Here is a 25,310-nt window from a genome sequence, read left to right as displayed (position 1 = left end):
CGGCGGGTGAACACTGAGGCTGCGGGGCCGCGTCACGAGCGGTACTCGGCATCGTGTTCGCCGTCCGCAGCCCGTTCTGCGTAGCCGTAGAGAAAGGTCGAGACCCCTGCGGCGACCATCTGACGGAGCGCCTCCTCGTGGTGGAGGTCCGCCCGGTCGGTGAGGTTGTCGGCGGAGATGAGCAGCATCAGGTGTCCGGCCGCGCGGGCGGGGTCGCCGATGGCGAGGTCGCCGCGTTCGGCGATCCTGCTCAGACGTTCGGCCAGTTCGCGCCGGGTGCGGCCGGGGCCTGCCTCGTGCCAGAGCGCGAGCGCGTCCGGCGGGATGTGCTCGGTCTCGGCGTTGATCTGGCGGATGAGCGCGAAATGCGGGGCCAGGTCGGAGGTCAGCACGCCGAGCCAGGCAACTCCGAAGTCGATCAGGTCGCTTTCGAGATCGACCACCTTGGTCAGATGACGGTCGATGATGTCGACCATCGTGTCCGCGACCCGCTGCGTGCTCTCCTGCATCACCGCCTGGAACAGCTCGGCCTTGTCGGTGAAGTGGTTGTAGATGGTGCGGTTGGAGACGCCCGCTGCGACGGCGATCGCATCCAGTCCCGCGCGCGTGTAGCCGTCGCGGGCGAACAGCGTCAGCGCCCCGGCCATGATCGCCCGGCGCTTGTCCGGTTGGCCGACCGGCCTCTTCTTCTCGGTCACGCTTCACAACCCTAGTCGATTACACCGATGCTTGCACTTACTACACCGGCCGGCGTAACGGCTACACCGATCGGTGCAACTCTCGCCTGTTGAGGAGACATCCATGACCAGGATCGGCATCATCATCGGCAGCACACGCCCCGGCCGCCGAGGCCGCGCCGTCGCCGAGTGGGTGGTCGAAGCCGCCGCGCGGGAACAGCCGGCGGTCGGCTTCGACATCATCGACCTCGCCGACTTCGGCCTGCCGCTGCTGGATGAGACGCACCCGGCGGCGTCCGGCCGGTACAGCAAGGCGCACACCGTCCTCTGGGCGGAGGCGATCGCCGGTTGCGACGGATTCGTGTTCGTCACACCGGAGTACAACCACTCCATCCCCGGCGCGCTGAAGAACGCTTTCGACTTCGTCTACGCCGAGTGGAACAACAAGGCGGCCGGCTTCGTCGGCTACGGCCTGCATGGCGCGACCCGCGCGGTCGAGCACCTCCGGCTGGTCCTCGCCGAACTGAAGGTCGCCACCGTACGCAGCCAGGTGGCGCTGTCCCTGCACCACGACTTCACCTTCTCCGCGCCCACCGAGCCGGGGGACCTCACTCCGTGCCCGCACCAGTACTCCGCCCTCACCGCCCTGCTCAACGACGTCGTCGCCTGGGCGCGGGCGCTCGCACCGATCCGTGAAGGAGTCCCGGCATGACTGCCCTGACCGGCATGACCGCCTTGACCGCACTCGACGACCTGGCCGACGCGCTCGCCACCGGCACGACCGTCGCCGGACTCGGCGAGTCCACCAGATTCGCCCACGAGACCTTCGACGTGCGTGACCAGCTCTTCCGCCGTCTCGTCCGCGAACACGGCTTCCGCGCACTGGCCTTACAGGACAACACCTCCGTCGGGGCGACCCTCGACGCGTACGTCACCGGAGGCGCGGGCACGGCACGATCCACCCTGGCCGATGCCTGGCGGCCCTGGCGCACCACCGAGATGGCCGCGGCGCTGGAGTGGATCCGCGCCTTCAACCAGGACCACCCGGACGACCCGGTCCGTATCTTCGGGATCAAGCCCGCCCAGGCACAGCCCGCCGACTACGACGCCGTCATGGAGCATGTGCGCCGTGCCGCCCCGCACCGGCTTGCCGACATGGCCGCCCACCTGGAGCCCATCCGTACGGCACACGAGATCGACGAGCACGTGCAGCGGGCCAGAGGGCTGCACCCGGGCCGGCCCTTCGCCGAGCATGCCCGCGACGCCCTCGCGATCGTCGCGGAGCTGCCCGGGGACGACGTCCTGGAGCGGATGCGCCTCATCGTGGACTTCCACCAGCGCAGCGTCGCCGGACGCGACAACTACGCGGGCGACGCCCGCACCTGGGCCGAGACGATCATCGACCATGAGCACCGCACCGGCCATCGCGTTGCCTACTGGGACGGCATAGCGCACACCTCGGCGGCTGCGGTGACCCTCGGTCTGGCGCCCCAACGCGGCTCCCAGCCCACGGTCGGCAGTGTGCTGCGGGACCACTACGGCAAGCGCTACGCCTCCGCGGCGATCGGCTTCCGCCACGGCGACCTCGGCACCGTCACCGTCCCGGAACCGGCCCCCGAATGGCTCGACGCCCGCTTCGGCGCCACAGGCCGGCCCGCCCACTGGGTCGACCTGCGCGACGTCGGATGGGACGGCGGACCGGTGAAAGTGCGCGTCATCAGCGGTGTGTACACCCCCTCCAGGGACGCGGCCGAACACCTCGCCGTCGCCTCCCTGCCAGACGCGTTCGACGTTCTCGTCCACCTGCACCAGGTGTCTCCCGTGCATCCGTTGACGTAACAGAACGGGTCTTCGAACGCCGCTCACGCGCGCCGTCCTACCGGCGCCGACCGACAGCGAGGACGACGCGACACCTCGATGCGCGCCCCGCTGATTCCGACGGGCTGCCTACCTGGGCTAGCCGGAGCCCGGGCCTGATTCCTCGTACGAGCAACGCACTCGCCCGACAACGACCTCACCCGCCTGCAGGTCCTCGCCCCACCTGTCTGCCCGTCGGCCCGCGACGTCAGCGCGCTTCCGGTTTCGCTGCTGACTCCCCCATGCGGGTGACGAAGAACGGGCGGCCGGACTGCGTGTGTACCGGGTCCCAGGACCACTGGGAACGGTGCGCCCGCTGTCTCCGGAGCCCCGAAGCACACCAAGCTTCGAGCCCTTGTCGAGCCGGCAGGGCGAGAACACTTCGCAACCGGCCCTCCCGAGAAAGCCGACCCTCCCGAGAAGGGGAACGTCACGATGAGCAACCAGACCGCACAACAGCACAAGATCGCGCTGGTCACCGGAGCGAACAAGGGGATCGGACGGGCAACCGCCGAGCAGCTCGCCGCCCTGGGCATGACAGTCGTGGTCGGATCCAGGGAGCAGCACCGCGGCCAGCAGACAGCGGCGGCACTGCGCGCAGCCGGCGGTGACGCCCACGCGGTCCTCCTTGACGTCACCGACCGGACCACCGTCGCAGCGGCTGCCAAGCAACTCGAGGAGAACTACGGCCATCTCGACGTTCTGATCAACAACGCGGGAATCACCGGCACCGCCCCGGGGGTCTCGCCCACGGAAGCCACCGACCAGGTCCCCAGCAGCGTCAGCCTGGCCATGGTCCGCCAGGTGTTCGAGACCAACGTCTTCGGAGTGATCGCGGTGACCAACGCCATGCTGCCCCTGCTACGCCGCTCTCCTGCCCCGCGCATCGTCAACGTGAGCAGTCACGCCGCGTCGCTGACGCTCACCAGCGACCCCGACGGCCCCTTCGCCTCCCTGCTGCCGTCGGCCGCCTACAACCCGTCGAAATCCGCGCTGAACGCGTTGACAGTGCAGTACGCCAACGAACTGCGCCCGGACGGCATCCTGGTCAACGCCGCGGCCCCCGGCTACGTCGACACCGACAGCAACAACCACACCGGGCACCTCACCCCCGCGCAGGGCTCGGCAGTGCTCGTGCAACTGGCCACGCTCGCCGCGGACGGACCGACCGCCGGGTTCTTCAGCCTGGATGGCCCGCTGCCCTGGTGAGGGTGGACTCCGGGATTCCGGGAAGCCCTGCCCTTCGCCCCGAGCGCTTGACCGGTGGCCATCGTGATCTCGCAGGCCGCCACGGCGGCGGCAGCTCCCGCGGCGTCGTCCTGGTCACGACTGCTCCACGGCGGTCCTGATCGAGTCGAGCCGGCGCGTCTCGGAGAGGTCACTGGGATACGGGCGGGGTCGCGTCATGTTTCGGTAGTACCGTCGCGCAGGCCGCCTCCCAGGATGCGGACGGGGCCACGGACAGCACGAGGGCCACGCCCCGACGGCAGCGGCCGCACCCACCGGCGCGAGGCACCCGCGAGCAGCGCGCGTGGGTGCTCCTCCCTGACCGGTGACATGAGCACCGGCCTACGTACGGCGGCACGGCGTCACGGGGCCGGCAACCGGCCTGGCCGTTGCCGGAACATGACGTGTTTCCGCAACATGGCGCGGCGACGAACGAGTCATGGCGGTGCGGGCAGTTGGGGCCGGTGGGCCTTGACCCCGTTTTCCGGGCGTCGATAACGTCCGGCGCATGCGGACATCCCGGCAGTTCCGGAAGAGGCGGGCCATCGATCTGATGCGCGTCGCCACCGCGGTGTGTAGCTGAGCTCCACCGCCCCACTGCCCTCCGTCCGTACGCGTCCTCACCGCATCGGCGTCCCGCCCTTCTCTCCCCAGGGCGCTTCCTCTTCTCTGTGAAGGCCACGATGACCCCTCGCACACCCCTGCCCGGAATCCGGCGACCGGCCACCGTCGCCGCGCTGCTGCTGACCTTCTCCCTCGCCCTCGCCTCCTGCGTGGCCCCGCCGCAGACCACCTCGAGCAGCAAGGACGTCTCGGGCGAGGCGATCCCGGCCACGGTGGCCCGTGGCACCACCCTCACGGTCGGTGCACCGGACCTCAAGGTGGCACTCGAACTGTCGGGGCAGATCGACAAGCTGCCCTTCAAGGTGAAGTGGGCCCACATCAGCGGCGGCCCCCAGTGCTCGGAGGCGTTCCGCGCCGACGCCCTGGACGTCTGCTCGGCGGCCGACATCCCGTCGATCAACGCCCACTGGACGGGCCTGGACACCAAACTTGTGGCGGCGAAGTTCCGCGAGGATCCGGTCAAGAACCCTATCTACGAACTCGGCATCGCCCCCGGCGCCGGTATCCGCACACTGGCGGACCTGCGCGGAAAGAAGATCGCCTACAGCCCGGGACAGGCGCAGGGCGCGCTGGTCCTGCGCATTCTGCAGAAGGCGGGCCTCGGCCGGGAGGACGTCGAACTCGTCGAACTCGCGAGTACCGGTGACGTCTATCCCACGGCCCTCGGCAACCGTCAGGTGGACGCGGCCCCGATCGCGGACGTCAACATCAAGCGCTATCTGTCCCGTTACGGCAAGGAGGGCGCCACGACCGTCAGGCACGGTCTCCGGGACGACCCCGCGCACCTGTGGGCGCTCACCGAGTCCGTCGCCGACCCGCAGAAGTCGGCGGCGGTCAGGGAACTCATCACGTTCTGGGCGCGGGCCCAGATCTGGGTCGACACCCATCCCGAGGAATGGGTCGCGGGCTACTACGTCGAGGACCAGGGCCTGAGCCGTGCGGACGGCGAATACCTGGTGCGGCGGGCCGGCCACCCGGACATACCCGCCGACTGGACCGACGCCGTGCGCCGGCAGCAGCAGACCATCGACCTGCTGGCCAAGGAGCAGGACCGCGAGCCCTTCGATGCGGACCTCCTCTTCGACCGCCGCTACGAGCGGGTGGCCGCCGACGCGGTCGCCGACGCGGCCCGCACCGGCGAAGGGACACCGTCATGAGCACCACCGCCCTCGGCAAGAAGGCGCCGCCGGCGGCGGCCGTCGCCGCGGCCCCCGTCCCGCGCCGGCCGCGCCGCAGGCGCCTGGGCCCCGGCCGGCCGGTGCCCGGCGGATGGGCGATCGGACCCGCGCTGCTGCTGGCGCTCTGGGCGGCGGGCACCGGCCTCGGCGTCATCGACGTCCGCAGCCTGCCCGCGCCGTGGACCGTCGCGGGCACGGCGGGCGACCTGATCGACAACGGCAAGCTCCCGTCCCACCTGGCCACCTCCGCCCAGCGGGCCCTCCTCGGTCTGCTCTTCGGCGTGGTCGGCGGGCTGCTGCTCGCCCTCGTCGCCGGACTCAGCCGGATCGGCGAGGCCGTGATCGACGGCCCGGTGCAGATCAAGCGGGCCGTCCCCTCGCTGGCGTTGATACCGCTGCTGATCCTCTGGTTCGGCATCGGCGAGACGATGAAGGTCGTCACGATCGCGCTCGGCGTCTTCGTGCCGGTCTACATCCACACCCACAACGGGCTGCGCACCATCGACAGCCGCTACGCCGAGCTCGCCGAGACCGTGCGGCTGGGCCGGCTCGCCTTCGTGCGCCACGTCGTCCTGCCGGGCGCCCTGCCCGGCTTCCTGCTCGGCATGCGCTTCGCGGTGACCGCCGCGTGGCTCGCCCTGGTCGTCGTGGAACAGGTCAACGCCACCAATGGCATCGGCTACATGATGGAGCTCGCGCGGACGTACGGGCAGACCGACGTGATCATCGTCGGACTCGTCGTGTACGGCCTGCTCGGTCTGCTCTCCGATGCCCTGGTACGACTCGTGGAGAGGAGGGCCCTGTCGTGGCGACGCACTCTGGCGGGCTGAACCGGACCGAGGGCCGGGCGGCGGTCCGCACCGAGAACCTGGTGCGTTCCTTCGGTGACCGCCGGGTGCTGGACGGGCTCGACCTGTCCATCGCGCCGGGCGAGTTCGTGGCGCTGCTCGGTCGCAGTGGTTCCGGCAAGAGCACCCTGCTGAGGGCACTGGCCGGGCTGGACCACGAGGTCGCGGGCAGCGGCGGCCTCACCCGGCCCGACCATGTCTCCGTCGTCTTCCAGGACGCCCGGCTGCTGCCCTGGAAGCGGCTGCTCGACAATGTCGTCCTCGGCCTGGACGGGCCCTTCGCCGAGGCGCGGGGCAGGGACGCCCTCGCCGAGGTCGGGCTCGCGGGGCGGGAACGCGCGTGGCCGGTGGAGCTGTCCGGCGGTGAGCAGCAGCGGGTCTCACTGGCGCGCTCCCTGGTACGCGAGCCGCACCTGCTGCTGGCGGACGAGCCGTTCGGTGCCCTGGACGCGCTGACCCGGATCAGGATGCACGCTCTGCTGCGGCGCCTGTGCGAGCGGCACCGGCCGGCCGTGCTCCTGGTCACGCACGACGTGGACGAGGCCATCGCGCTCGCGGACCGGGTCGTGGTGCTGGACCGCGGCCGGATCGCGGCCGACCTGCCCGTGGATCTCCCGGCACCGCGCCGCCACGGCAGCTCCGAGTACGCGGCCCTGCGCGGCCGGCTGCTCACCCGGCTGGGAGTGGACGTCCTCGAGGAGGAGAACGCGGCATGAGTGCCCGGAAACTGCATCTGAACCTGTTCGTCTACCCGGGCGGCCACCACGAGGCCGCCTGGCGTCACCACGGCACCGATCCCGGGCGGCTGCTGGACATCGGCTTCTACCAGGACCTCGCCCGCCGGGCCGAACGGTCCGCGTTCGACGCCGTGTTCTTCGCTGACGGCCCGTCCCTGGCGGACAACGTGCGCTACGCCAGCCGCTTCCGGCTCGAGCCGTTCACCTGGCTGTCGGCCGTCGCCGCGGCCACCGAGCGCATCGGGCTGATCGCCACCGCGTCGACCACCTACTTCGAGCCCTACAACCTGGCCCGTCTCTTCTCGTCGCTGGACCACCTCAGCGGAGGCCGGGCCGGCTGGAACATCGTCACCACCGGCGCCCCGCAGGCCGCCGGGAACTTCGGTCTCGACGAGCACCCGGTCCACGCCGAACGGTACGACCGCGCGCGGGAGTTCGTGGAGGTCGTGACGAAGCTGTGGGACAGCTGGGAGGACGACGCCCTGGTCGCCGACCAGAAGAGCGGCCTGTTCGCCGACACCGACCGCATCCACGAGATCGACCACACGGGCCGCCACCTGAAGGTCCGCGGTCCGCTGAACCTCCCCCGCTCCCCGCAGGGCCGCCCGGTCCAGGTCCAGGCCGGTTCGTCCGCGGACGGCCGTGCCTTCGCCGCCGCGTACGCCGAGGCGGTGTTCACCGCCCATCAGACGCTGCGCAACGGCCAGGAGTTCTACGCCGACCTCAAGGCACGGGTGGCGGCGCTGGGCCGCGACCCGGACCAGGTGATCGTCCTGCCCGGCATCAGCCCCTTCATCGGCTCGACGGAGGCGGAGGCCCGGGCCCTGCACGAGGAGTTCGACGAACTCACCCAGCCCGCGTACTCGCTCCAGTTGCTCCAGCGGCTGCTGGGTCTGGAGCTGAGCGAGGACCAGCTGGACGGGCCGGTACCGCGCCGGCTCATCGAGACCCGGGGCGAGCGCGGCAACGGCAGCCGCTTCCGGCTCGTCCTGGACATCGTCGACCGCGAGCAGCCGACGGTCCGTCAGCTCCTGCACCGTCTCGCGGGTGCCCGCGGCCACCGCGTGGTCGCCGGTACGCCGGAGCAGGTCGCCGACGAGATCCAGGAGTGGTTCGAGCACGGTGCGGCCGACGGCTTCAACATCATGCCGCCCTGGCTGCCCGGCGGGTTCGACCTCTTCGCCGACCAGGTGGTGCCGGTCCTGCGGGCGCGCGGGCTGTTCCGTTCCGCGTACGAGGGCAGGACGCTGCGGGAGCACTACGGGCTGCCGCGGCCCGCCGCCGTCGGCCCCGTCGGCGGGCGGGACCGGCAGTCGGGCCGGACCGCGGCGGTCACACCGGGTTGACCGGAGTAACCCCTGGGTGTGCACTTCCGCCGGTGACCACCGCGCCCCGTTTCCGCGCGAAGGGGCCTGGGCAACCAGTTGCGGGGGGAGCCGACGGCGGTCCCGGACGTTCGTCACGCCGATACGTCCGGGGCCGCCCTCGCACCGCTCCCGTCACCCCTGCGGGACCGGCCGGCAGAGCCTCCTTCCCCGTGCGCGGCGAGGCCGGTCGTCCGCTCCGCGCAGCTCCTCGCGTTCGCGGGGCATCAGGACGGTGGAAGACCCGCCCGTCCCGACACGAGGAGCAGCCGACCGTGGGAACCGCCGTGCACGTGCCGCAGACGCGGGACATGATCGGGGACGAACTCTCCGGCGACGAAGCCCTGACCGCGCTCAGACGGTACGGCGGCCTGCGGCTGCTGACCGACTCCTTCGCCCGGTTCCGTTACGCGGACGGCTTCACCAACGCCCGGGCGCTGGCCTTCCAGGTGGTCCTCGGTCTGGTGCCGTTCACCGTCGTGCTGGTGGGCCTCGCGACGTCGGTGCACACGGAGGGCGTGGGCCGCGTCGTCGAGCTCACGCTCGGCCGGATCGTTCCGGGTGCCAGCGCCGACGTCGTGGAGAAGGCGTTCGAGGGCACCCGGCGCAGCGCCCACAGCGACGTCTGGAGCACACTCGCGCTATGGCTGGGCCTGGGGTTCGCGCTGCTGAACCTGGCGTCGGCCATGGGCCAGATCGAACGGGGCGCCAACCGCATCTACGGCATCGAGCGGGACCGGCCCTTCCCCCGCAAGTACGCCAGGGCGCTGGTCCTGGCGCTCACCGCCGGACTGCCGATGGTGCTGGGGTTCGTGGTGCTCGTCGCCGGTGAGGCCGTCGGGGACGCGGTCGCGGAGTCGGCCGGCGGCCCGGGCGGCGGCGGCTGGTGGGGCGCCCTCGAGGTGCCCGCGGGGCTGCTGCTGGCCTGGGTCGCCTCCGCGGTGATCCTGCGCTGGTCGCCCCGCCGCGACCAGCCGGGCTACACCTGGCTGGCCTTCGGCTCCGCGGTCCACCTGGTGCTGTGGGTCTGCGCGACGTGGCTCCTCGCGCTGTACGTCGGGCGCAGCGGCGCGTTCGGTGCCGTCTACGGTCCGCTGACCGCGTTCATCGCGCTGCTGCTGTGGGCCAACCTGACCGCGGTGGCGCTCTTCCTCGGCATCGCGTTCGCCGCCCAGCTTGAGGCGGCCCGGGCGGGCCTGCGGGCACCGGTGCGGCCTGATCCGGGGCCGGGAGACTGACCTCCCCGCCGTCGGCGGGCAGGTGCTACGCCGCGTCGCGGGGCGGGGCCATCACCCAGCGGATCCCCGCGGTCACGGCCGTGCCCAGCGGCTGTACGCACAGCGTCTCGGCCGGCGGCACCCGTGGCAGCCACAGGGCGCGCGAGGCCCATCGTGGCAGCAGGGAGACCGCGTTGGCGGCGATGACGCCGTACGGGAGCCGGGCGAGGAGCGGGACCGGCGGGTTCAGGAGCAGGAAACGGGCGGTGCTGCGTGCCTCGCCGGTGGCGCGCAGTTCGCCGCGGTAGGCGGCCAGCCGCTCGTCGAGACCGGCGCGGTCGACGGGCGGGTCGGGCACCCCGAGCGCCGTGGCGACGCGTGCCATGTCGGCCACGTAGGCGTCGCAGCCCTCGTCGTCCAGGGGCCGGGCGCCGTAGCGCTGGTGAGCGCGCAGGAAGCTGTCGACCTCCGCGACGTGCACCCAGCACAGCAGCTGTGGGTCGGCCGCGGAGTACGCCTCCCCGGCGGCGGTGGTGCCGCGCACCCTGTCGTGGACGGCCCGCACCCGGTCGCAGGCCTCCTGGGCGCTGTCGGCCGTGCCGAAGGTGGTGACCGCCAGGAAGGTGCTGGTCCGCTGGAGCCGGCCCCAGGGGTCCCCGCGGAACCCGGAGTGGGCCGCCACGGCCGCCATGGCCAGCGGGTGGAGCGACTGGAGCAGCAGGGCGGACAGGCCCCCGATGAACATCGAGGCGTCGCCGTGCACGCGTCTGACGGGCCGGTCGGGGCCGAACCAGCGGGGGCCGGGCGTGCCGTGGATGCGGGCGCGGTTGTCCCGGCCCTCGGGCCCCGCCACTCTGGAGAAGATCATGTCGCCGAGCCGTGCGCGCGGGTCGGCGAGACGGTCCGGGGGATGTCTCATGGCTGCCGAGCCCTCCTCTGCCTGCCGGGACCGGACGGGTCTCATGACTAGTCTGCCCGGGTCCGCAGGAAGGAGGCATCGGCGCCGCCGGCCGGTTCAGGCGCAGGTCCAGGCCGACATTCCCTGCATGCGGGCCAGGCGCTCGGCCACCTTGATCTGTTCCTTGCGTGTGGCCAGGTCGGCCCGGGGCGCGTACTTGAGACCGCCGGCTGCCTTCCAGCTCGACTGCTTGAACTGCAGGCCGCCGTAGTGGCCGTTTCCGGTGTTCGCCTTCCAGTTGCCGCCGGACTCGCACTCGGCGATGGCGTCCCAGTCCGTCGCGCGGAGGAGCGCCGGCGAGGCTGCCGCCTGGGTGGCCGTCCCCAGGACGGCGGCGGCGGTCAGGGCCACCAGGACGGACGGGATGCCGCGGCCGTGCGAGTCGGCTCGTGTGCTCGTATGAGCATGTCGTCTACAGATCATACAAAGACTGTTACACCTCGTGCCCACGGACTGCCGTGGCGACCGGGACCGCATTGCGCCGGACGGAGCACACGGAGGCCCCCACCGGGGTCGGCACGGTGAGACCGACATGCCGAGAGCGCCGCGGTGCGGTAGGCGCCGCCCTCGGCTCCGAGCCGTGCGCGCGTGCCGCGGGCCCCGGGAGAAGGCGGCTGCTCAGCTCCTCAGCCCCACAGTTCGTCGCTGTCGCAGATCCGGGCACCCATGTTGCGTTCCATCATCCGCAGCGCGGCGTCCGCGAGGTCGGCGTGGATGTGCGCGACCGCGTCCCGCGGCACGACGACGTCGAGGTGGCGGATGTGCGCGTCGAGCGCCGAGTAGAGCACGCACTGTTCGGTCACCTGCCCGCACAGCACGAGCCGGTCGATGCCCTGCTCGTGGAGCAGGTACGTCAGCGGGGTCTCGAAGAAGATCGAGTGGCGTGCCTTGACCACGAAGAGCGAGGACTCGTCGGGCTGGAGCGGCTCCACGAGCCGGGCGTGCGGTCCGGACAGGGCCTTGTCGAGGATCTCCCCGTGGTGCGAGCGCCACTCGCCGAAGTTGTCGTTGACGTAGATGACGGGTACGTCACTGTGCCGCGCCCGGCGCAGCAGGCCGGTCACCACCGGCACCACGGGCTCCACGGACGGGATCAGCTGGTCGGCGTCCTTGTGGTCGTAGGTGTTGATCATGTCGATGACGATCAGTGCGGTCTTGCTCATGCCGTCCAGGTTGCCACCGGGAGGCGGGTCCATGCCGCCGGGCCGACGGCGCGGCGGCAGGCCGTGGGACATCACCACGCCGCCCGGTCGGGCAGATCCGTCTCCTGCTCCGCCCAGGGCTGCGCGGACCACGGCTCGGGCCCCGCGCCCTCGCTCCACGCGCGCAGTCGCCGTCCGTCGACGCAGACTATGCCGCACTGCTCGGCGTAGTCGGCGGCGGGCGCGGTGAAGTCGCTGCTGGTGACGAGGATCGCCACGTCGGCCTCGTGGACGGTGAAGCAGGTGCCGCCGAAGCGCTGCAGTTCCTCGGAGCCGACCTTGTTGTCCGCGCCGTAACGCTTGCACTGGATGACCAGGCGCCGGCCGTCGGGGGCCACCGCCAGCACGTCGGCGCCGAGGTCTCCGGCCCCGCCCACGACCTCGACCTCGGCGCATCCGTCCCGTATGCAGAGGTCGGCTATCGCCTGCTCGAACTCGTCGGGGCTCAGGACGTCGGGGTCGGGGACCACCGTCGCGGGGACCTCCACGGTGGGAACCTCCGTCGCGGGGACCTCCACCGTGGGAAGCTCCGCGGCGGGGACCGGCGCCGCGGGACTCCCGGCGCCGGGCCGCGTCGCCAGGACCGGCCCGGCGGGGCGCTCCGCGTCCAGCGCGTCGAGCGCCGTGGCCGTGGCCTGTTCCAGGGCGTGGGTGGTGCGCCGGGCCAGCCTCGCGGTGGAGAAGCCGGACCTTCCGCGCCGGCCGACGAGGAGGGCCACCGCCACGCCGAGCAACAGGAGCACGGCCCATGCGGGACGGTGCTCGGCGACACCGAACGCCATGCGCACCACCATGCCGACGAGGCCCAGGCCGAGGGCGGCGAGTCCGAAGAACATGGCGGTCGCGCGCAGGTCGAAGCGGCGTCCGGCGGGCAGGCGGCGTGTCCGTTGCTCGGGCGTGGTCACGGGCGGTGTCCTCCTCGGGGAGCCGATGTGAAGATCACCTCTGCGTCTGCCCTCGGGCGGCATGACCAGTCGCGGTGAACGCCCCCCGTGCGCCGCCCACATGACACGCCGTCGGATGGCTCATCGTCCGCCGCCCGAGAACGGGTCGGGCATAACGTGCGGAATATGAAGAAATGCCATGTCGTGTACCTGGTGTGCACCGCTGCGATGGTCGGAACGGGTCTTGGCGCGGCTCCCGCAGGCGCCTTCCCGGACGTCCCCCACATCCCCGCGGTCCACGTGGTCCACCCCGGAGAATCGATCCAGAAGGCCGTGGACGCGGCCGAGTCCGGCGACACCGTCCTCGTGAGCATCGGCACCTACCACGAGAGCGTCAGTGTGAGCACCCCCGGGCTCACACTGCGCGGCATGGGCCGGTACACGGTCATCAAGCCGAGCACGAAGAAGGCCACGGGCACCTGTGCCGAGAAGGGCAACGGCATCTGCGTGGTCGGGACGAAGAACAAGAAGGTCAAGGACGTCACCGTCGCCTCCCTGAGGGTGACCGGGTTCGCGCGCGCGGGTGTGTTCTCGATGGCCACCGACGGGCTGACCGTGCGCAACGTGACGGCCGACAAGAACGACGTCTGGGGCATCGCCCAGGAGCGCTCGGTCCGCGGCGTCTTCCGGGACAACACCGCCCGGGACAACGGCGACGCGGGCATCTTCCTCGCCAACACCATCGCGGCCGAGCAGGGCGCCGCGAACACCCGCGGCACGGTCGTCGAGGACAACCGGCTCGAGGGCAACCGGATCGGCGTCACGGTGCGGCGGCTGCGCAACCTCGCCGTGGCGGACAACCGCATCACCGGCAACTGCGCGGGCGTCTTCGTCGTCGGCGACGAGAACAGCCCCAAGGCCGGCGACCTCGTGGTGAGCGGCAACCACGTCGCCCGCAACAACAAGTCGTGCCCGAAGACCGAGCGGCTGCCCGCCCTGCAGGGCTCCGGCATCGTCCTGACCGGCACCGAGAAGGTCCGGGTCACGGCCAACACGGTCGAGGGCCACTCCGGCACCTCCCCGCTGTCGGGCGGCATCGTCCTGTTCAAGAGCCTCGTGGGCGTCGCCGGCGAGAAGAACGAGGTCAGCGGCAACGTGCTGCGCGACAACTCACCGGCCGACCTCGTCAGCACCGAGACCGGCACGGCCAACACCTTCAGCGGCAACTCGTGCCGGGCCTCCAAGCCCGCGGGGCTGTGCTGACCGCCCGCCCGTAGCCCACCCGTGGACCGAAGAAGGAAGGAAAGCGGCACATGACGACCGTACAGACCGCCCCTCCCCCGCCGATGCGGCTGAGGGAGCTCGTGTTCGGGGCGGCATGCGCCGCCGCCCTGCGCGCTGCCGCACGGCTCGGCGTCGCCGACGCCCTCGGCGAGACCCCCATGACCGTGGACGACCTCGCGGCCGCGGTGAAGACCGAGCCCCGGCCGCTGCGCCGGCTGCTGCGCGCCCTGACGTGCTACGGCGTCTTCACCGAGCACAAGGACGGCACGTTCGCCCACTCCGACATGTCCCTGCTGCTGCGCGAGGACGACCCGCACAGCCTGCGCTACATCACCCTGTGGTGCACCGAGCCGTGGACCTGGGACGCGTGGCCCCGCCTGGACGAGGCCGTGCGGACCGGCCGGAACGTCGTCGAGGACCTGTACGGCAAGGAGTTCTTCACCTACCTCAACGAGGACGCCCCCGAGTCGGCCGAGGTCTTCAACCGCGCCATGACGACGTCCAGCCGGCAGTCCGCCGAGGACGTCGCGGCCCTTCTCGACCTGTCGGGAAGCAGGTCGGTGGCGGACATCGGCGGCGGGCAGGGGCACGTGGTGGCGAGCCTGCTGGAGAAGTACCCGTCGATGCAGGGTGTCCTGCTCGATCTCCCGCGCGTCGTCGAGAACGCCGACCCGCGGCTGCGCGAGGGGGGTGCGCTCGCCGACCGCGTGCGCATCGTGCCGGGCGACTGCCGTGAGGCCATTCCCGTCCAGGCCGATGTGTACATCATCAAGAACATCCTGGAGTGGGACGACGACAGCACCGCCCGCGCCCTGCGCAACGTCATGGCGGCGGGCGGCCCCGGGGCGCGGGTCGTGGTCATCGAGAACCTCGTCGACGACACGCCCTCGATGCGGTTCAGCACCGCCATGGACCTGCTGCTGCTCCTCAACGTCGGCGGTGCCAAGCACACCACCGACAGCATGGTCGGCCGGCTGACCGAGGCGGGTCTCGTCATCGACGACATCCGCCCGGTCAACCCCTACCTGCACGCGTTCGACTGCACCGTGCCCGCCGAGTAGGCCGGCGCGCGCCCGTACGACGGCCGCCGGACCGCGCACGTCGCGGTCCGGCGGCCGTCCGGTGCGTGCCCGGCGTCGCTCAGGCGCCGGGTGAGCGGCGGTCGGTGACGGGGGCCATGCGGGCACCCCGGAGGGCCCGGGCGAGGCCGGCGCCGTCGTCGCGGGCGGCGGCCTCCGCACCGGCCGGCTCGTCCAGGAGCGTGGTCAGCTCGGCCGCCTGGCCGGCGTCGGGCAGGCCGAGGGCGACCGCGGGGTCGCAGGCGTCGAGACCGCCGCGCAGGTCGATCAGCCGGACCACGACGTCGTCCCGCTGGAAGATGGTGCTGCACAGGACCGGGCTGCGCGGGTCGTCGGCCGCCGCCTCGTCCCGCTGGGCCAGCAGCCGGGCCAGGCGCATGCCGCACCCCGGGCGGGCCGGGTACGACAGCGCGTGCCGTTCCGCCTCCGGTTCCTCCTGCCCCGCCGTCACGTGGTGGACGGCCGGCAGCGCGGCACGGGTGTAGAAGACCCGGGCCGACTCGGGATCGCTCAGGTCCCGGTCCTGCTCCAGGTACGGGTTGATGGCCTCCTCGACGGCACGCACCTCCGGCTGCTGGGCGACGTGCCGCAGCGCCGCGAGCAGGTCGCCCCGTACCTCGATGGCCCGCACCACGCGGTTGCCGTGCATGAACAGGGAGGTGCGCAGCAGCCGGGTGTTGGCGTCGACCTGCGGTTCGGGGGCGGCGTAGTCGGCGAGGAGCTTCGCGACGGACTCCTCGCTGCCCGGCTCGACCGTGAAGGTGAGCGCGTGGCGGATCACGCCGTCGCCCACCCGCGGTGCCGTCTGGAGACTTCCCTTGGCCGCCTCGGCGCCCACGGCGGGGCCGCCGGTCTCGCGGACGACGTGGAAGCGGAGCGACCTGGTGTCCCGGACGCAGCTGTGCAGCGGTTTCACCATCCGCACGTGCTCTTCGCTGCTCACCCAGTCGAGGAACGGCGGCGCGCTCTCCCACTCGCTGGTGATGAGCCACTGGGACGGGTTCTCGATGGACTGGCAGAGCTGCTCACTGACGTGTCCGGGTACGGACTCGACGTGGCTGCACAGCTGCTCGTAGGTTTCGAGGAACTGCTGCTGGGCTCCGTCGTTGACGTCCACCAGCAGGACGACGCGGAGCCGGGAGCCGTCGAACACGGACTGGGAGACACGGTGCGAGACCTGTCGCGTCAGCGGTTCGGAAGCAGGGGTGGACATGGTGGTCATCCTGCGCACATCTCCTTCGCGGGGGCGGTACTGAACGTCGGCCGCGGTGATGCGACGCCAGCGCCTCGATCCTGTGCCCGCCCCCGGGAGCGCGCGAGTCGTATGCACTACCCGGGTGACCGGCGCGGACGGGCACCAGGGGGGCTCAGGTGAGGTGTGCGAAGACCACCAGGTTGTCCGTGTAGTCCTTTACCTTGCGGTCGTAGTCGCCCGCGCAGGTGATGAGCCGTACCTCCGGCCGGTCCGCGTCGCCGTACACGCGGCTGCTGGGGAAGGCGTCCTTGGCGAAGGTCTGCAGGTCGTCGACGACGAAGGACGCCGTGCGTCCGTCGGCCCGCTCGACGTGGAAGACGTCCCCCACCTCCAGTTGGTCGAGGCGGGCGAAGACGGCGGCGGACGTCTTGGTGTCGACGTGTCCGGCGATGATCGAGGTGCCGGTCTCGCCGGGAGAGGCTCCCTCGGCGTACCAGCCGACGAGGTTGGTGTCGTTCGCGGGCGGGGGCTGGAGCTGCCTGTTCTCACCGATGGCGAGGTCGGTGAAGGGGGCGTCGACGGAGATCTCCGGGATCAGCAGCCGCACGGGTCTCGACCGGGGCAGATCCGTCTCCCGGTCCGCGGGGGACGGGTCGGCGGTCGGCGGGTCGTCGCGGGGCGGCTCCGCGGTGGCCGAGCCGACCGCCGCCGGGGCCGACGCCCCGGCTCCCGGGAAGAGCGGCGGACGCGAGGAGTCGGCCGACGTGTCGTGCCCGCCGAGCAGGCTCATCGCCACGAGCAGCAGAGCGACGGCGCACAGCACCGTCCAGCCTCCCCGGGAGCCGGAGGGGGCCGGGGCGTCACCGGCGGGTGAAGAGGGGGGTACTGCCATCGGGAAACACCTCACTAGGCACGGCGGCGGGGCGAGGGCGGGCGGCGAGCCGGGCCGCCACGCGGTGCGCGGGTGGCGGCCCGACTGCTATCGCGCCCGGCATGGCTCAGGCCGCTCCGTGAGCCGACTTCCTGCGACGCGCGGCGTACAGGCCGGTGGCGGCGACGCCCAGGACGGCGAGCCCGCCCGCGGTCGCGCCCGGCTGGGCCAGCCCGCCGCCGCCGGTGTGCATCCCGCCGCGCGGCTTCTCCTGCTCGCCGCCGCCCCAGGACTTCTCACCGCTGTCGCCGGAACCGCCCCAGTCACCCTCGTTCACCGCGGTCAGCGCACCGCCACCGGTGTGCATCCCGCCGCGCGGCTCGTCGTGCTTGCTTCCGTCGTCGTGCTCCTTGCTGTAGGAAGAGTCGTCGTGGTCCCAGTCGCCACCGGCCGCGTAGGCGCCGGGAGCGCCGAGGACGAGGACGGCCGAGGCCGCCGCTGTGGCCAGGAGAGTGCGAGCAGATCGCATCTGAGATTCCTTCCGCCACGACCGGGCAGCTGGTGCTTCGTCAGCTGATCCGACCCGGCCCTGACGTGATTTACCGTCAGTCAGCCGCTCCTCTTCCACCACTCAAGGCGCTCACCCGGGTGAACCCCGCCGGCCCGGGGCATGCGGTCGGCGGACTCGGGGGGTCTTCCCCACCGCCGCCGTCCACCGATCGGTGGACGGCAGGTTCAGCCGGACACCTCTGTCCGTCAACTGCCCTGTCCCGCGAGGCTTTCGGGCATGAACTCAATGACTGTGCGCATGGCGCGCTGGAGCGCACGACACCCCTGGCGGGCCGCCGTCGGCTGGCTCCTGTTCGTGGTGCTGTGTCTGGTGACCGGCACGGCCGTCGGCACGAACAGCGCCAGGACGGCCGACTACCGCGTCGGCGAGGCCGGCCGAGCCGAGGCCATGGCGGCCGAAGGGCACCTGGAGCGCAGGTCCACCGAGCAGATCCTGATCTCGTCCCGTTCGGGCGCCACGGACGGACCGGCGGCCGAGGCGGCGGCGCGGGACCTGACGGACCGGATGGAGGCGCTGCCCGAGGTGGCGGGCGTGGCCGCACCGGTGTGGTCGGGCGACCGCCGGATCCTGATGGTCGAGGTGGCTCTGAAGGGCGAGGAGCGGGAGGCGAAGGACAAGGTGGACGCGCTCCTCGCCCAGACCGCCGCCGTGCGGAAGGCCCACCCCGGGCTGCTGCTGGAGGAGACCGGGAGCCCGTCCGTCAGCAAGGGGGTCGACCGGCAGCGGAGCGAGGACCTGGCGCTGTCCGAGAAGATCACGCTGCCGGTCACCCTGGTCACCCTGCTGGTCGCCTTCGGGTCGGTGGTCATGGCCGCCGTGCCGCTGCTGCTCGCGCTGACGTCCATCGCGGGGGCGATCGGCCTGTCGATGGTGGTCTCCCACCTCTCTCCCGACGCCGGGGTCGGCACGAACGTGATCCTGATGATCGGCCTGGCGGTCGGCGTCGACTACACGCTCTTCCACCTCAAACGGGAGCGGGAGGAACGGGCCCGGGCCGGCGGCCGGCTGAGCAGCGAGGCCCTGGTGGAGCTGGCGGCGGCCACGTCGGGCCGGGCGGTCGTGGTGTCGGGCCTGGCGGTCGTCGCGTCCACGGCGACGCTGTACCTGGCCTCCGACGTGATCTTCTCCTCGCTGGCGACCGGCACCATCGTGGTCGTACTGGTGGCGGTGGCCAGCTCCCTGACGGCGCTGCCCGCGCTGCTGACCGTGCTCGGCAGGCGCGCGGAGCGCAGGGCGCAGCGCCGGGCGGACCACGGGAAACCGGTCCGGCGCGTACGCGGCGACGGCACCGGCCGCACCTGGACGGCCCTGCTGCGGCCCGCCACGGGGCACCCGCTCGCCACCCTGTGCGTCTCGGTGCTCGCCCTGCTCGCCCTCGCGCTGCCCCTGGCCGGCCTGAAGATCACGGAGATGAGCCGGGACACGCATTCCCGCGAGATCCCCGCGATGCGGGTGTACGACCGCCTCAACGAGGCCTTCCCCGAACGGCGGGTCACCCACGACGTCGTCGTGCGCGCCGACGCGGAACGCGGCGGGGAGGTCACCGAGGCGCTGCGCGGGCTCTCCGGGCTGGCCGGCAAGGACCCGTTGTTCTCGGGCGCCTCGGCCGTCAGTACGTCGGCCGACCACCGCATCAGCGTGCTGCGGCTGACGGTGCCCCACCTCGGCGACTCCGCGGAGGCCCGCGACTCCCTCACCCGTCTGCGCGACGACTACCTGCCGGCCACGGTCGGCCGGGTCGACGGCGTGGAGTACGGCGTCAGCGGGGACGTGGCCCGCTATGCGGACTATCCGGCCCACCAGAACAGCAAACTCCCTCTCGTTCTCGGGGCGTTGCTGCTGGTGACGTTCGCGATGACCGTGTACGCCTTCCGTTCCGTGGTGCTCGGTCTGATCGGCGTCGTGCTCAACCTGCTGTCGGCGGCCGCGGCGCTTGGACTGCTCGTCCTCGTCTTCCAGGGCAGCTGGGCCGAGGGGCTGCTGGACTTCCACTCCACGGGATCGATCGGCTCACGGGTCCCGCTGTTCCTCTTCGTGATCCTTTTCGGCCTCTCCATGGACTACCAGGTGTTCGTGGTCAGCCGGATCAGGGAGGCGGCGCTCGCCGGGGTGCCCACGCGGCAGGCCGTGCTCGACGGGATCCGCACGTCGGCGAGCGTGGTCACCAGTGCCGCGGTCGTGATGACGACCGTCTTCGTGAGCTTCGTCCTCCTGCACATCATCGAGATGAAGCAGATCGGGTTCGTCCTCGCCGCGGCGGTGCTGCTCGACGCCTTCGTGGTGCGGATCATGATCCTGCCGGCGGCGCTGCTCCTGCTCGGCGAGAAGACCTGGTGGCCGTCGCGCCCGGGACTGCCGGTCGCGGCCGAACCGGACCTCACGGTACCCGGCCGGCCGGTGGTCGACGTACGTTGACCGGCATGACCGCTCTCACCGGGCCCTCCGCCGACGCCCTCTGGTCCGCCTCGCTGCGCCGCTGGAACGCCGTGTGCTGGGTGCTGTTCGCCGCCATGGCCGTCGGTCTGGCCACCATGGAGGGGCCCGGCTGGAGCAGGTACCGGGCGCTCGCGCTGCTCGGCTGCGTGGTGCTGTGCTACGCGGTCCTCGACCGTTTCCCCGACAACCCCGTGGTGCGGCCGCAGGTCTACCTCTCGGTGCTGGTGGGCGCGCTGGGCGGCCTCGCGTACCTGGGCGGCAGTTACGCGGCGCTGTTCATGGTGACGCTGCCGCACTACTGGATGTTCGGACGGACCCCGAGGGCGTCCATGGGTTTCCTCGGACTGGCGACCGCGGCGACGCTGGCGGGGAGCTGGTTGCGGCAGGGCTGGTCGCTGGAGTTCTTCGGCGAGACGACGGTGTCCACCCTCATCGTCGTGGCCGTGGGTGTGCTGATCGGGCTGTGGGCGCACGCGGTGGTCGCGCAGAGCACCGAACGGGCGCGTCTGATCGTCGAGTTGGAGCGGACCCAGGCGGAGCTGTCGGAGGCGCACCAGCGTCAGGGGGCCGCGGACGAACGGGAGCGGATGGCGCGGGACATCCACGACACCCTCGCCCAGGGGTTCGCGTCGATCGTGGTCCTCGCGGAGGCGGCACGGGCGGGACTCGGCACCGAACCGGCGCGCAGCGCCCAGCAGTTGCGCTCCATCGAGGCGACGGCCCGCGAGAACCTCGCCGAGGCACGGGAGCTGGTCGGTTCGGCGCAGCGGCGGGGCGGCACACCGGCCGGCACGGTGGCGCAGACGCTGCGCCGCGTCCTGGACCGCTTCGCGGAGGACACCGGGCTCTCGGTGGCCGCCGACCTGGCGGACGTCCGGTGCGACCAGCAGACCCGGATCGCGCTGGTGCGCTGCACCCAGGAGTCCCTCGCCAACGTCCGCAAGCACGCGCGGGCCTCGACGGTCGGGGTGGTCCTGGCCCGCCTGCCCTACGGTGTGGAGCTGGAGATCACCGACGACGGCATCGGCTTCGCGCCGGAGGAGTCGACGGGCTTCGGACTCGACGGGATGCGCAAGCGCCTGGCGGAGCTGGGCGGCAGGCTGACGGTCACCAGCTCGGTCGGCGACGGGACGCGGGTGCTCGCGGTGATTCCTCTGGAGATGCCGGCCGAGGCCGGCGGCACGGAAGGCGGGGCGACGTCATGACCGGCGGACGGATCCGGGTGATCGTGGTGGACGACCACACCGTCATGCGGGCGGGCGTGGTCGCGCTGCTCGCGGGAGAGGACGGCATCGAGATCGTCGGGGAGGCGGGGGACGGCCGGGCGGCCCTCGGCCTGGTGGAGCGGCACGCCCCGGACGTGGCCCTGATCGACCTGAGGATGCCGGTGCTCGACGGGGTGGGGACGACCACCGAGATCGTCGCCCGGTACCCGCGGACCCGGGTACTGATCCTGACGACGTACGACACCGACCAGGACATCGAGCGGGGGGTGGAGGCCGGTGCCATCGGTTACCTGCTCAAGGACACCACCCGTGAGCAGCTGGCCGACGCGATCCGCGCGGCGGCACGGGGTGAGACCGTGCTGGCGCCGCGGGTGGCCGAGAAGCTGATCGCCCGCATGCGGCGCCCGGTCCAGGATCCGCTCACCGCCCGTGAGACGGACGTGCTGGGGGCGGTGGCCGACGGCCTCACCAACGCGGAGATCGGCAGACGCCTCGTCATCTCGGAGGCGACGGTCAAGACCCACCTGCTGCGCCTGTTCGCCAAGCTCGACGTGAACGACCGGACCCGGGCGGTGGTGGTGGCCATGGAACGGGGACTGCTGCGGCGGCCGTAGGACGGTGGCCCCGTCTCCCGGCGTCGCGCCCCCGCGCCTACCGCGGGCCCTGGTCCTCCGGGTCCTCGTGGGTCGGGTCCAGGACCTCCGGGTGCTCGCGGCGGGAGCCGGGCGCGGCCCGTTCGGGGGCGGCTTCGCTGTACCGGGACTGGGACGGCGGGGGCGGTGCCGTGTCTCCGGCGGCGCCGACGCCCGCGCCGGGCAGCCGCAGCGCGAGCAGGGCCACGTCGTCGCCGCGGGGCGCGATGCGGGCCAGGAGTTCGTCGCAGAAGTCGTCGACGGTCCGCTCCCCCAGCCGCCGGGCCAGGACGCCGGCGTGGTGGCGGAGCTTGGCCATGCCGAGGTCGATCGGGCGCTCACGGCTTTCCACCAGGCCGTCGGTGTAGAGCAGGAGGATGCTCTCCGGTGGGAGCTCCTCGCGGGCGTCGGGCCATTCCAGGCCGAGGCGCAGGGCCTCGCTCATGCCGATCAGCGGGCCGTGGCCGCCCTCCAGGTAGCGGGTCCCGCCGTCCGAGGTGATCAGCAGGGGCGGCGGATGACCGGCGTTGACCCAGTGGAGACGCCAGGGTCCGCCCTCGGGGCCCTCGACGCGGGCGAAGACGAGCGTGGCCATGGGGGCGTCGCTGGTGTGGGTGACGGCCTCGTCGAGGCGGTGCATGATCAGGCTGGGCGGTTCCTGGTGGTCCCAGGCCAGGGCGCGGAGCATGTTGCGGACCTCCGCCATGTGGGCCGCGGCCTGCAGGTCGTGCCCGACGACGTCCCCGATGACCAGCGCCAGCACCCCGTCGGCCAGCAGGAAGGCGTCGTACCAGTCGCCGCCGATCTCCATGGCGCTCTCGGCGGGCCAGTAGCGGGCGGCCATGCGGACGTGGTCGACCTGCGGGAGGGGGGTGAGCAGCTGACGTTGCATGGTCTCGGCGACGTTCTGCTGCTCGTGGTAGAGCCGGGCGTTGTCCAGGACCAGCCCGACGCGGCGGCCGATGTCGGCGAGCAGGGCGACCTCGGCCTCGGTGTGGGCGGGAGAGTCCCCGGCGCGGGCCACGGTCAGGATGCCGTAGGACCGCTGCCGGGTGCGGAGCGGGACGACGACGGCGGTGTGCCCGCCGAGCTGCTCGAAGAGTGGGCGGTGGGTGGCCGCGAGCGGGGCGGGCGGGTCGTGGAGCAGCTCCTCGGCGGTCAGCACGACGGGACGGTCGCCGTTGACGAGCCGGGCCAGCGCCGCGCGGGACGGGTTCGGCAGCGAGGTCAGCGGTCCGCGCAGCCGCCGGGCCCGCTGCGGGTGGGTGCTGCTGCGGACGGCGAGCCGCTCCAGGACGTCCTGCCCGCCCGGGTGGACGTCGACGGCGGCCCACTGCCCCAGTTCGGGCACGAGCAGCCGCAGGAGGCGGCGGATGGAGACGTAGGTGCGCTCGGTGGGGACCAGCACCGTCGAGATCTCGGCCACCAGGTGGAGCTGGGCCGTGAGGGTCTCCAGCGCATCGGTGCGCGCCTGCGCCTCCTCGGCGGCGCTGCGGTGCAGGCTGAAGTCGTGGAAGACGAGCACCACCCCTTCCGGCCGTCCGTTCACGACCAGCGGGGTGGTGGCCCAGATGATCGGTACCGTGCTGCCGTCGGCCCGCTGGAAGTACTCCTCGCTCCCCTCCTCGGCGGGTGTCCCGCGCTGGGGGTTGCGCAGGGCGCAACGCTCACGGGGGACGGGGCTGCCGTCGGCGTACCGGTGCAGCAGGTCGTGCGCGTCGCGCCCGGTCATCTCCGCCGCCGGCCGTCCCAGCAGCTGCTCGGCCCACGGGTTCACCGAGGTGATGCGCCCGGACGGGTCGAGGGTGAGGACGCCGGCACCGAGGTCCTGGAGTACGGCGCGGGCGAAGCCGGGCCCGGGAACGGCAGGCGCCCCGCCGTGTCCCGGTTCGTCGCCCTCCCGGTGGCCCGCCCAGCGTGACGTCACGACCCTCACAGCCTTCCGATGCCGTCCATCCCGCCAGGTTCCCTCAGAGAGCGCGGACGAACCGCCCGAAAGCGACCGATGGGGCGAACGCCGCCGGCCGTCCGGGCAGCGACGGCGAGCCGATATCCGGTGGCCGGGCGGGGCGCGGTCCCACTAGGTTGACGCAATGCCCGAGCTGCGCACCGATCGTCTCCTCCTCCGCGGGTGGCGGGAGTCCGACCTGGCCCCGTGGGCCGGCCTGAACGCCGACCCGGTGGTCCGCGAGTACTTCCCCGGGGTGCTCACCCGGGAGCGGAGCGAGGCGTCCGCGGCCGGTTTCCAGGCCGATCTGGAGCGGCGGGGCTGGGGATGGTGGGCGGTGGAGGTCGCGGCCACCGGTGAGTTCATCGGGTTCACGGGGCTCGATCCGGTCGAGGACGGCATGCCGTTCACCGGGATCGAGGCCGGCTGGCGGCTGGCCCGTTCGGCCTGGGGCCACGGCTACGCCACCGAGGCCGCCCGCGCGGCGGTGGCCTTCGCCTTCGAGGAGCTGGCTGCGGCGGAGGTGCTCGCGATCACGGCCGTCGGCAATCGCCGTTCGCGGGCCGTGATGCTCCGGCTGGGCATGACCCGCGATCCGGCCGACGACTTCGACGACCCGGGCGTGCCCGAGGGTCCCCTGCGCCGGAGCGTGCTGTACCGGCTCCCGCGGCCCGGCGGTCGGCCCGCCGGAGCGTGACGGAAGCCTTCGGGAGCCGCCCGCCCGGGTCACTCGGAGCCCCGGTTCGCTCGGGGCCCGGTTCGCTCAGCGCCCGGTTCGCTCGGGGCCCTGGTTCACGGCCGGTCGTTCACGCATCGGCGAGCCGCACCGCGGCCGTCGTGCGCTTGCCGCCGGTTTCTCTGCAGACCTCGAACGTCTGGCAGACGGCCATGACGATCTCCAGCCCGTGCCGGCCGACCCGGGCGGGATCCGAGGCCGCGGGCACCGGCAGCACCGGGTCGCTGTCCCACACGCTGACCTCCACCCGGCCCTCGGTCAGCTCCAGGCCGACCGTGGACGGCCCGGGCGCGTACTTGCAGGCGTTCGTCAGCAGCTCGCTGACCACGAGCTGGACCAGGTCCGCCGCCCGGTCGGACACCACGATCCCCCGGGCCGCCCGCAGACGTGCCACGAAGCCCCGGGCCAGTTCCCTGCCCCGGGCGATGTCACCGGGAATGCCCTCGTACTCCGCCGAAACACTGAGCGGCGTCCTTCGCAGCCGGTCCCCATTGCGGGCAGCCCCGTTCATCCGATCCGCCCTCTTCCCGAGCCTTGACCGTTACGCCAGCCCGTCTAC

General features: G+C 72.4%; 24 protein-coding genes. 14 read left to right on the top strand and 10 right to left on the bottom strand.

Annotated features, from left to right (window positions below):
• Positions 1–32 precede the first annotated feature (32 nt).
• Positions 33–698 carry a TetR/AcrR family transcriptional regulator gene (locus ACGF3H_RS16725; RefSeq protein ID WP_362497666.1) on the bottom strand — a complete coding sequence of 222 codons (666 nt, stop codon included), beginning with the start codon at positions 696–698 and terminating at the stop codon, positions 33–35.
• A 103-nt stretch (positions 699–801) separates the two neighbouring features.
• Between ACGF3H_RS16725 and ACGF3H_RS16720 the strand changes: the two genes are divergently transcribed.
• The 8 genes from ACGF3H_RS16720 (at position 802) to ACGF3H_RS16685 (ending at position 9,750) form a co-directional block, all read left to right on the top strand.
• On the top strand, positions 802–1,389 hold the full coding sequence (locus ACGF3H_RS16720) for an NAD(P)H-dependent oxidoreductase (protein ID WP_362497664.1): 588 nt from the start codon (positions 802–804) through the stop codon (positions 1,387–1,389).
• A complete protein-coding gene (locus ACGF3H_RS16715; protein WP_362497661.1) occupies positions 1,386–2,516 on the top strand; it encodes an erythromycin esterase family protein in 1,131 nt (376 codons plus the stop codon). Before ACGF3H_RS16720 ends, ACGF3H_RS16715 begins: the two co-directional genes overlap by 4 nt.
• A 453-nt stretch (positions 2,517–2,969) precedes the next feature.
• Positions 2,970–3,743: an SDR family oxidoreductase gene (locus tag ACGF3H_RS16710; protein WP_362497658.1), complete on the top strand. Its 774-nt coding sequence runs from the start codon at positions 2,970–2,972 to the stop codon at positions 3,741–3,743.
• Positions 3,744–4,444: 701 nt separating this feature from the next.
• Positions 4,445–5,542, top strand: a complete 1,098-nt coding sequence (locus ACGF3H_RS16705; RefSeq protein WP_362497656.1) for an ABC transporter substrate-binding protein — start codon at positions 4,445–4,447, stop codon at positions 5,540–5,542.
• A complete protein-coding gene (locus ACGF3H_RS16700) occupies positions 5,539–6,393 on the top strand; it encodes an ABC transporter permease (RefSeq protein WP_362497653.1) in 855 nt (284 codons plus the stop codon). The genes ACGF3H_RS16705 and ACGF3H_RS16700 overlap by 4 nt, the downstream gene beginning before the upstream one ends.
• Entirely contained in the window at positions 6,369–7,127 is a 759-nt protein-coding gene (locus tag ACGF3H_RS16695) for an ABC transporter ATP-binding protein (RefSeq protein ID WP_362497650.1), read from the top strand. Before ACGF3H_RS16700 ends, ACGF3H_RS16695 begins: the two co-directional genes overlap by 25 nt.
• Positions 7,124–8,494, top strand: a complete 1,371-nt coding sequence (locus tag ACGF3H_RS16690) for an LLM class flavin-dependent oxidoreductase (RefSeq protein ID WP_362497648.1) — start codon at positions 7,124–7,126, stop codon at positions 8,492–8,494. The genes ACGF3H_RS16695 and ACGF3H_RS16690 overlap by 4 nt, the downstream gene beginning before the upstream one ends.
• A gap of 293 nt (positions 8,495–8,787) precedes the next feature.
• Entirely contained in the window at positions 8,788–9,750 is a 963-nt protein-coding gene (locus ACGF3H_RS16685) for a YihY/virulence factor BrkB family protein (protein ID WP_362497645.1), read from the top strand.
• A 25-nt stretch (positions 9,751–9,775) separates the two neighbouring features.
• Here ACGF3H_RS16685 and ACGF3H_RS16680 read toward each other — a convergent pair whose 3' ends face one another.
• The 4 genes from ACGF3H_RS16680 to ACGF3H_RS16665 form a co-directional block, all read right to left on the bottom strand.
• Positions 9,776–10,648, bottom strand: coding sequence for an oxygenase MpaB family protein (locus ACGF3H_RS16680; RefSeq protein WP_362497642.1), 873 nt, complete (start codon positions 10,646–10,648; stop codon positions 9,776–9,778).
• Between the two features lie 96 nt (positions 10,649–10,744).
• The gene (locus tag ACGF3H_RS16675) at positions 10,745–11,110 is read right to left on the bottom strand and encodes a transglycosylase family protein (RefSeq protein WP_362497640.1); all 366 of its coding nucleotides are present in this window, start codon (positions 11,108–11,110) and stop codon (positions 10,745–10,747) included.
• A gap of 203 nt (positions 11,111–11,313) precedes the next feature.
• Positions 11,314–11,850 (bottom strand): isochorismatase family cysteine hydrolase, encoded by a 537-nt coding sequence (locus ACGF3H_RS16670; protein WP_362497638.1) that lies wholly within the window; start codon positions 11,848–11,850, stop codon positions 11,314–11,316.
• A gap of 71 nt (positions 11,851–11,921) precedes the next feature.
• On the bottom strand, positions 11,922–12,794 hold the full coding sequence (locus ACGF3H_RS16665) for a restriction endonuclease (RefSeq protein WP_362497635.1): 873 nt from the start codon (positions 12,792–12,794) through the stop codon (positions 11,922–11,924).
• A 165-nt stretch (positions 12,795–12,959) separates the two neighbouring features.
• Between ACGF3H_RS16665 and ACGF3H_RS16660 the strand changes: the two genes are divergently transcribed.
• Positions 12,960–14,036: a right-handed parallel beta-helix repeat-containing protein gene (locus ACGF3H_RS16660; RefSeq protein WP_362497632.1), complete on the top strand. Its 1,077-nt coding sequence runs from the start codon at positions 12,960–12,962 to the stop codon at positions 14,034–14,036.
• A 50-nt stretch (positions 14,037–14,086) separates the two neighbouring features.
• Positions 14,087–15,118: a methyltransferase gene (locus tag ACGF3H_RS16655; RefSeq protein WP_362497630.1), complete on the top strand. Its 1,032-nt coding sequence runs from the start codon at positions 14,087–14,089 to the stop codon at positions 15,116–15,118.
• 79 nt (positions 15,119–15,197) lie between these two features.
• Here the strand turns inward: ACGF3H_RS16655 and ACGF3H_RS16650 are convergent, their stop codons facing one another.
• The 3 genes from ACGF3H_RS16650 to ACGF3H_RS16640 all read right to left on the bottom strand — a co-directional run bounded on the left by ACGF3H_RS16650 (position 15,198) and on the right by ACGF3H_RS16640 (position 17,731).
• Entirely contained in the window at positions 15,198–16,358 is a 1,161-nt protein-coding gene (locus ACGF3H_RS16650; protein ID WP_362497627.1) for a SchA/CurD-like domain-containing protein, read from the bottom strand.
• 145 nt (positions 16,359–16,503) lie between these two features.
• Positions 16,504–17,223: a class F sortase gene (locus ACGF3H_RS16645; protein WP_362497624.1), complete on the bottom strand. Its 720-nt coding sequence runs from the start codon at positions 17,221–17,223 to the stop codon at positions 16,504–16,506.
• 106 nt (positions 17,224–17,329) lie between these two features.
• Entirely contained in the window at positions 17,330–17,731 is a 402-nt protein-coding gene (locus tag ACGF3H_RS16640; protein ID WP_362497622.1) for a hypothetical protein, read from the bottom strand.
• A 258-nt stretch (positions 17,732–17,989) separates the two neighbouring features.
• Between ACGF3H_RS16640 and ACGF3H_RS16635 the strand changes: the two genes are divergently transcribed.
• The 3 genes from ACGF3H_RS16635 to ACGF3H_RS16625 are packed head-to-tail and all read left to right on the top strand — an operon-like array spanning position 17,990 to position 22,049.
• A complete protein-coding gene (locus tag ACGF3H_RS16635) occupies positions 17,990–20,188 on the top strand; it encodes an MMPL family transporter (RefSeq protein WP_362497619.1) in 2,199 nt (732 codons plus the stop codon).
• A 5-nt stretch (positions 20,189–20,193) separates the two neighbouring features.
• Positions 20,194–21,414, top strand: a complete 1,221-nt coding sequence (locus tag ACGF3H_RS16630) for a sensor histidine kinase (protein ID WP_362497617.1) — start codon at positions 20,194–20,196, stop codon at positions 21,412–21,414.
• On the top strand, positions 21,411–22,049 hold the full coding sequence (locus ACGF3H_RS16625) for a response regulator transcription factor (protein ID WP_362497615.1): 639 nt from the start codon (positions 21,411–21,413) through the stop codon (positions 22,047–22,049). The genes ACGF3H_RS16630 and ACGF3H_RS16625 overlap by 4 nt, the downstream gene beginning before the upstream one ends.
• Before the next feature lie 37 nt (positions 22,050–22,086).
• Here ACGF3H_RS16625 and ACGF3H_RS16620 read toward each other — a convergent pair whose 3' ends face one another.
• Entirely contained in the window at positions 22,087–23,994 is a 1,908-nt protein-coding gene (locus tag ACGF3H_RS16620) for a SpoIIE family protein phosphatase (RefSeq protein WP_362497613.1), read from the bottom strand.
• Positions 23,995–24,160: 166 nt separating this feature from the next.
• Here ACGF3H_RS16620 and ACGF3H_RS16615 point away from each other — a divergent pair, with 166 nt between their 5' ends.
• Positions 24,161–24,712 (top strand): GNAT family N-acetyltransferase, encoded by a 552-nt coding sequence (locus ACGF3H_RS16615; protein WP_362497610.1) that lies wholly within the window; start codon positions 24,161–24,163, stop codon positions 24,710–24,712.
• A gap of 109 nt (positions 24,713–24,821) precedes the next feature.
• Here ACGF3H_RS16615 and ACGF3H_RS16610 read toward each other — a convergent pair whose 3' ends face one another.
• The gene (locus ACGF3H_RS16610; RefSeq protein WP_362497608.1) at positions 24,822–25,262 is read right to left on the bottom strand and encodes an ATP-binding protein; all 441 of its coding nucleotides are present in this window, start codon (positions 25,260–25,262) and stop codon (positions 24,822–24,824) included.
• Positions 25,263–25,310 lie beyond the last annotated feature (48 nt).

Origin of the sequence: Streptomyces sp. NPDC048185 (genome assembly GCF_043202495.1) — a bacterium.
In the GTDB taxonomy this organism is placed as follows: domain Bacteria; phylum Actinomycetota; class Actinomycetes; order Streptomycetales; family Streptomycetaceae; genus Streptomyces.
The sequence above is the reverse complement of the archived record's forward strand: the minus strand, read 5'-3'. Positions and strand labels throughout refer to the sequence as shown.

Excerpts from the sequence above, each read along its gene's own strand:
- ACGF3H_RS16705 (WP_362497656.1), top strand. The coding sequence starts at position 4,445 with ATGACCCCTCGCACACCCCTGCCCGGAATCCGGCGACCGGCCACCGTC.
- ACGF3H_RS16710 (WP_362497658.1), top strand. The coding sequence starts at position 2,970 with ATGAGCAACCAGACCGCACAACAGCACAAGATCGCGCTGGTCACCGGA.
- ACGF3H_RS16635 (WP_362497619.1), top strand. The coding sequence starts at position 17,990 with ATGAACTCAATGACTGTGCGCATGGCGCGCTGGAGCGCACGACACCCC.
- ACGF3H_RS16660 (WP_362497632.1), top strand. The coding sequence starts at position 12,960 with ATGAAGAAATGCCATGTCGTGTACCTGGTGTGCACCGCTGCGATGGTC.
- ACGF3H_RS16625 (WP_362497615.1), top strand. The coding sequence starts at position 21,411 with ATGACCGGCGGACGGATCCGGGTGATCGTGGTGGACGACCACACCGTC.
- ACGF3H_RS16640 (WP_362497622.1), bottom strand. The coding sequence starts at position 17,731 with ATGCGATCTGCTCGCACTCTCCTGGCCACAGCGGCGGCCTCGGCCGTC.
- ACGF3H_RS16670 (WP_362497638.1), bottom strand. The coding sequence starts at position 11,850 with ATGAGCAAGACCGCACTGATCGTCATCGACATGATCAACACCTACGAC.
- ACGF3H_RS16610 (WP_362497608.1), bottom strand. The coding sequence starts at position 25,262 with ATGAACGGGGCTGCCCGCAATGGGGACCGGCTGCGAAGGACGCCGCTC.
- ACGF3H_RS16720 (WP_362497664.1), top strand. The coding sequence starts at position 802 with ATGACCAGGATCGGCATCATCATCGGCAGCACACGCCCCGGCCGCCGA.
- ACGF3H_RS16675 (WP_362497640.1), bottom strand. The coding sequence starts at position 11,110 with ATGATCTGTAGACGACATGCTCATACGAGCACACGAGCCGACTCGCAC.
- ACGF3H_RS16630 (WP_362497617.1), top strand. The coding sequence starts at position 20,194 with ATGACCGCTCTCACCGGGCCCTCCGCCGACGCCCTCTGGTCCGCCTCG.
- ACGF3H_RS16715 (WP_362497661.1), top strand. The coding sequence starts at position 1,386 with ATGACTGCCCTGACCGGCATGACCGCCTTGACCGCACTCGACGACCTG.
- ACGF3H_RS16615 (WP_362497610.1), top strand. The coding sequence starts at position 24,161 with ATGCCCGAGCTGCGCACCGATCGTCTCCTCCTCCGCGGGTGGCGGGAG.
- ACGF3H_RS16690 (WP_362497648.1), top strand. The coding sequence starts at position 7,124 with ATGAGTGCCCGGAAACTGCATCTGAACCTGTTCGTCTACCCGGGCGGC.
- ACGF3H_RS16650 (WP_362497627.1), bottom strand. The coding sequence starts at position 16,358 with ATGACCACCATGTCCACCCCTGCTTCCGAACCGCTGACGCGACAGGTC.
- ACGF3H_RS16680 (WP_362497642.1), bottom strand. The coding sequence starts at position 10,648 with ATGAGACATCCCCCGGACCGTCTCGCCGACCCGCGCGCACGGCTCGGC.
- ACGF3H_RS16655 (WP_362497630.1), top strand. The coding sequence starts at position 14,087 with ATGACGACCGTACAGACCGCCCCTCCCCCGCCGATGCGGCTGAGGGAG.
- ACGF3H_RS16700 (WP_362497653.1), top strand. The coding sequence starts at position 5,539 with ATGAGCACCACCGCCCTCGGCAAGAAGGCGCCGCCGGCGGCGGCCGTC.
- ACGF3H_RS16645 (WP_362497624.1), bottom strand. The coding sequence starts at position 17,223 with ATGGCAGTACCCCCCTCTTCACCCGCCGGTGACGCCCCGGCCCCCTCC.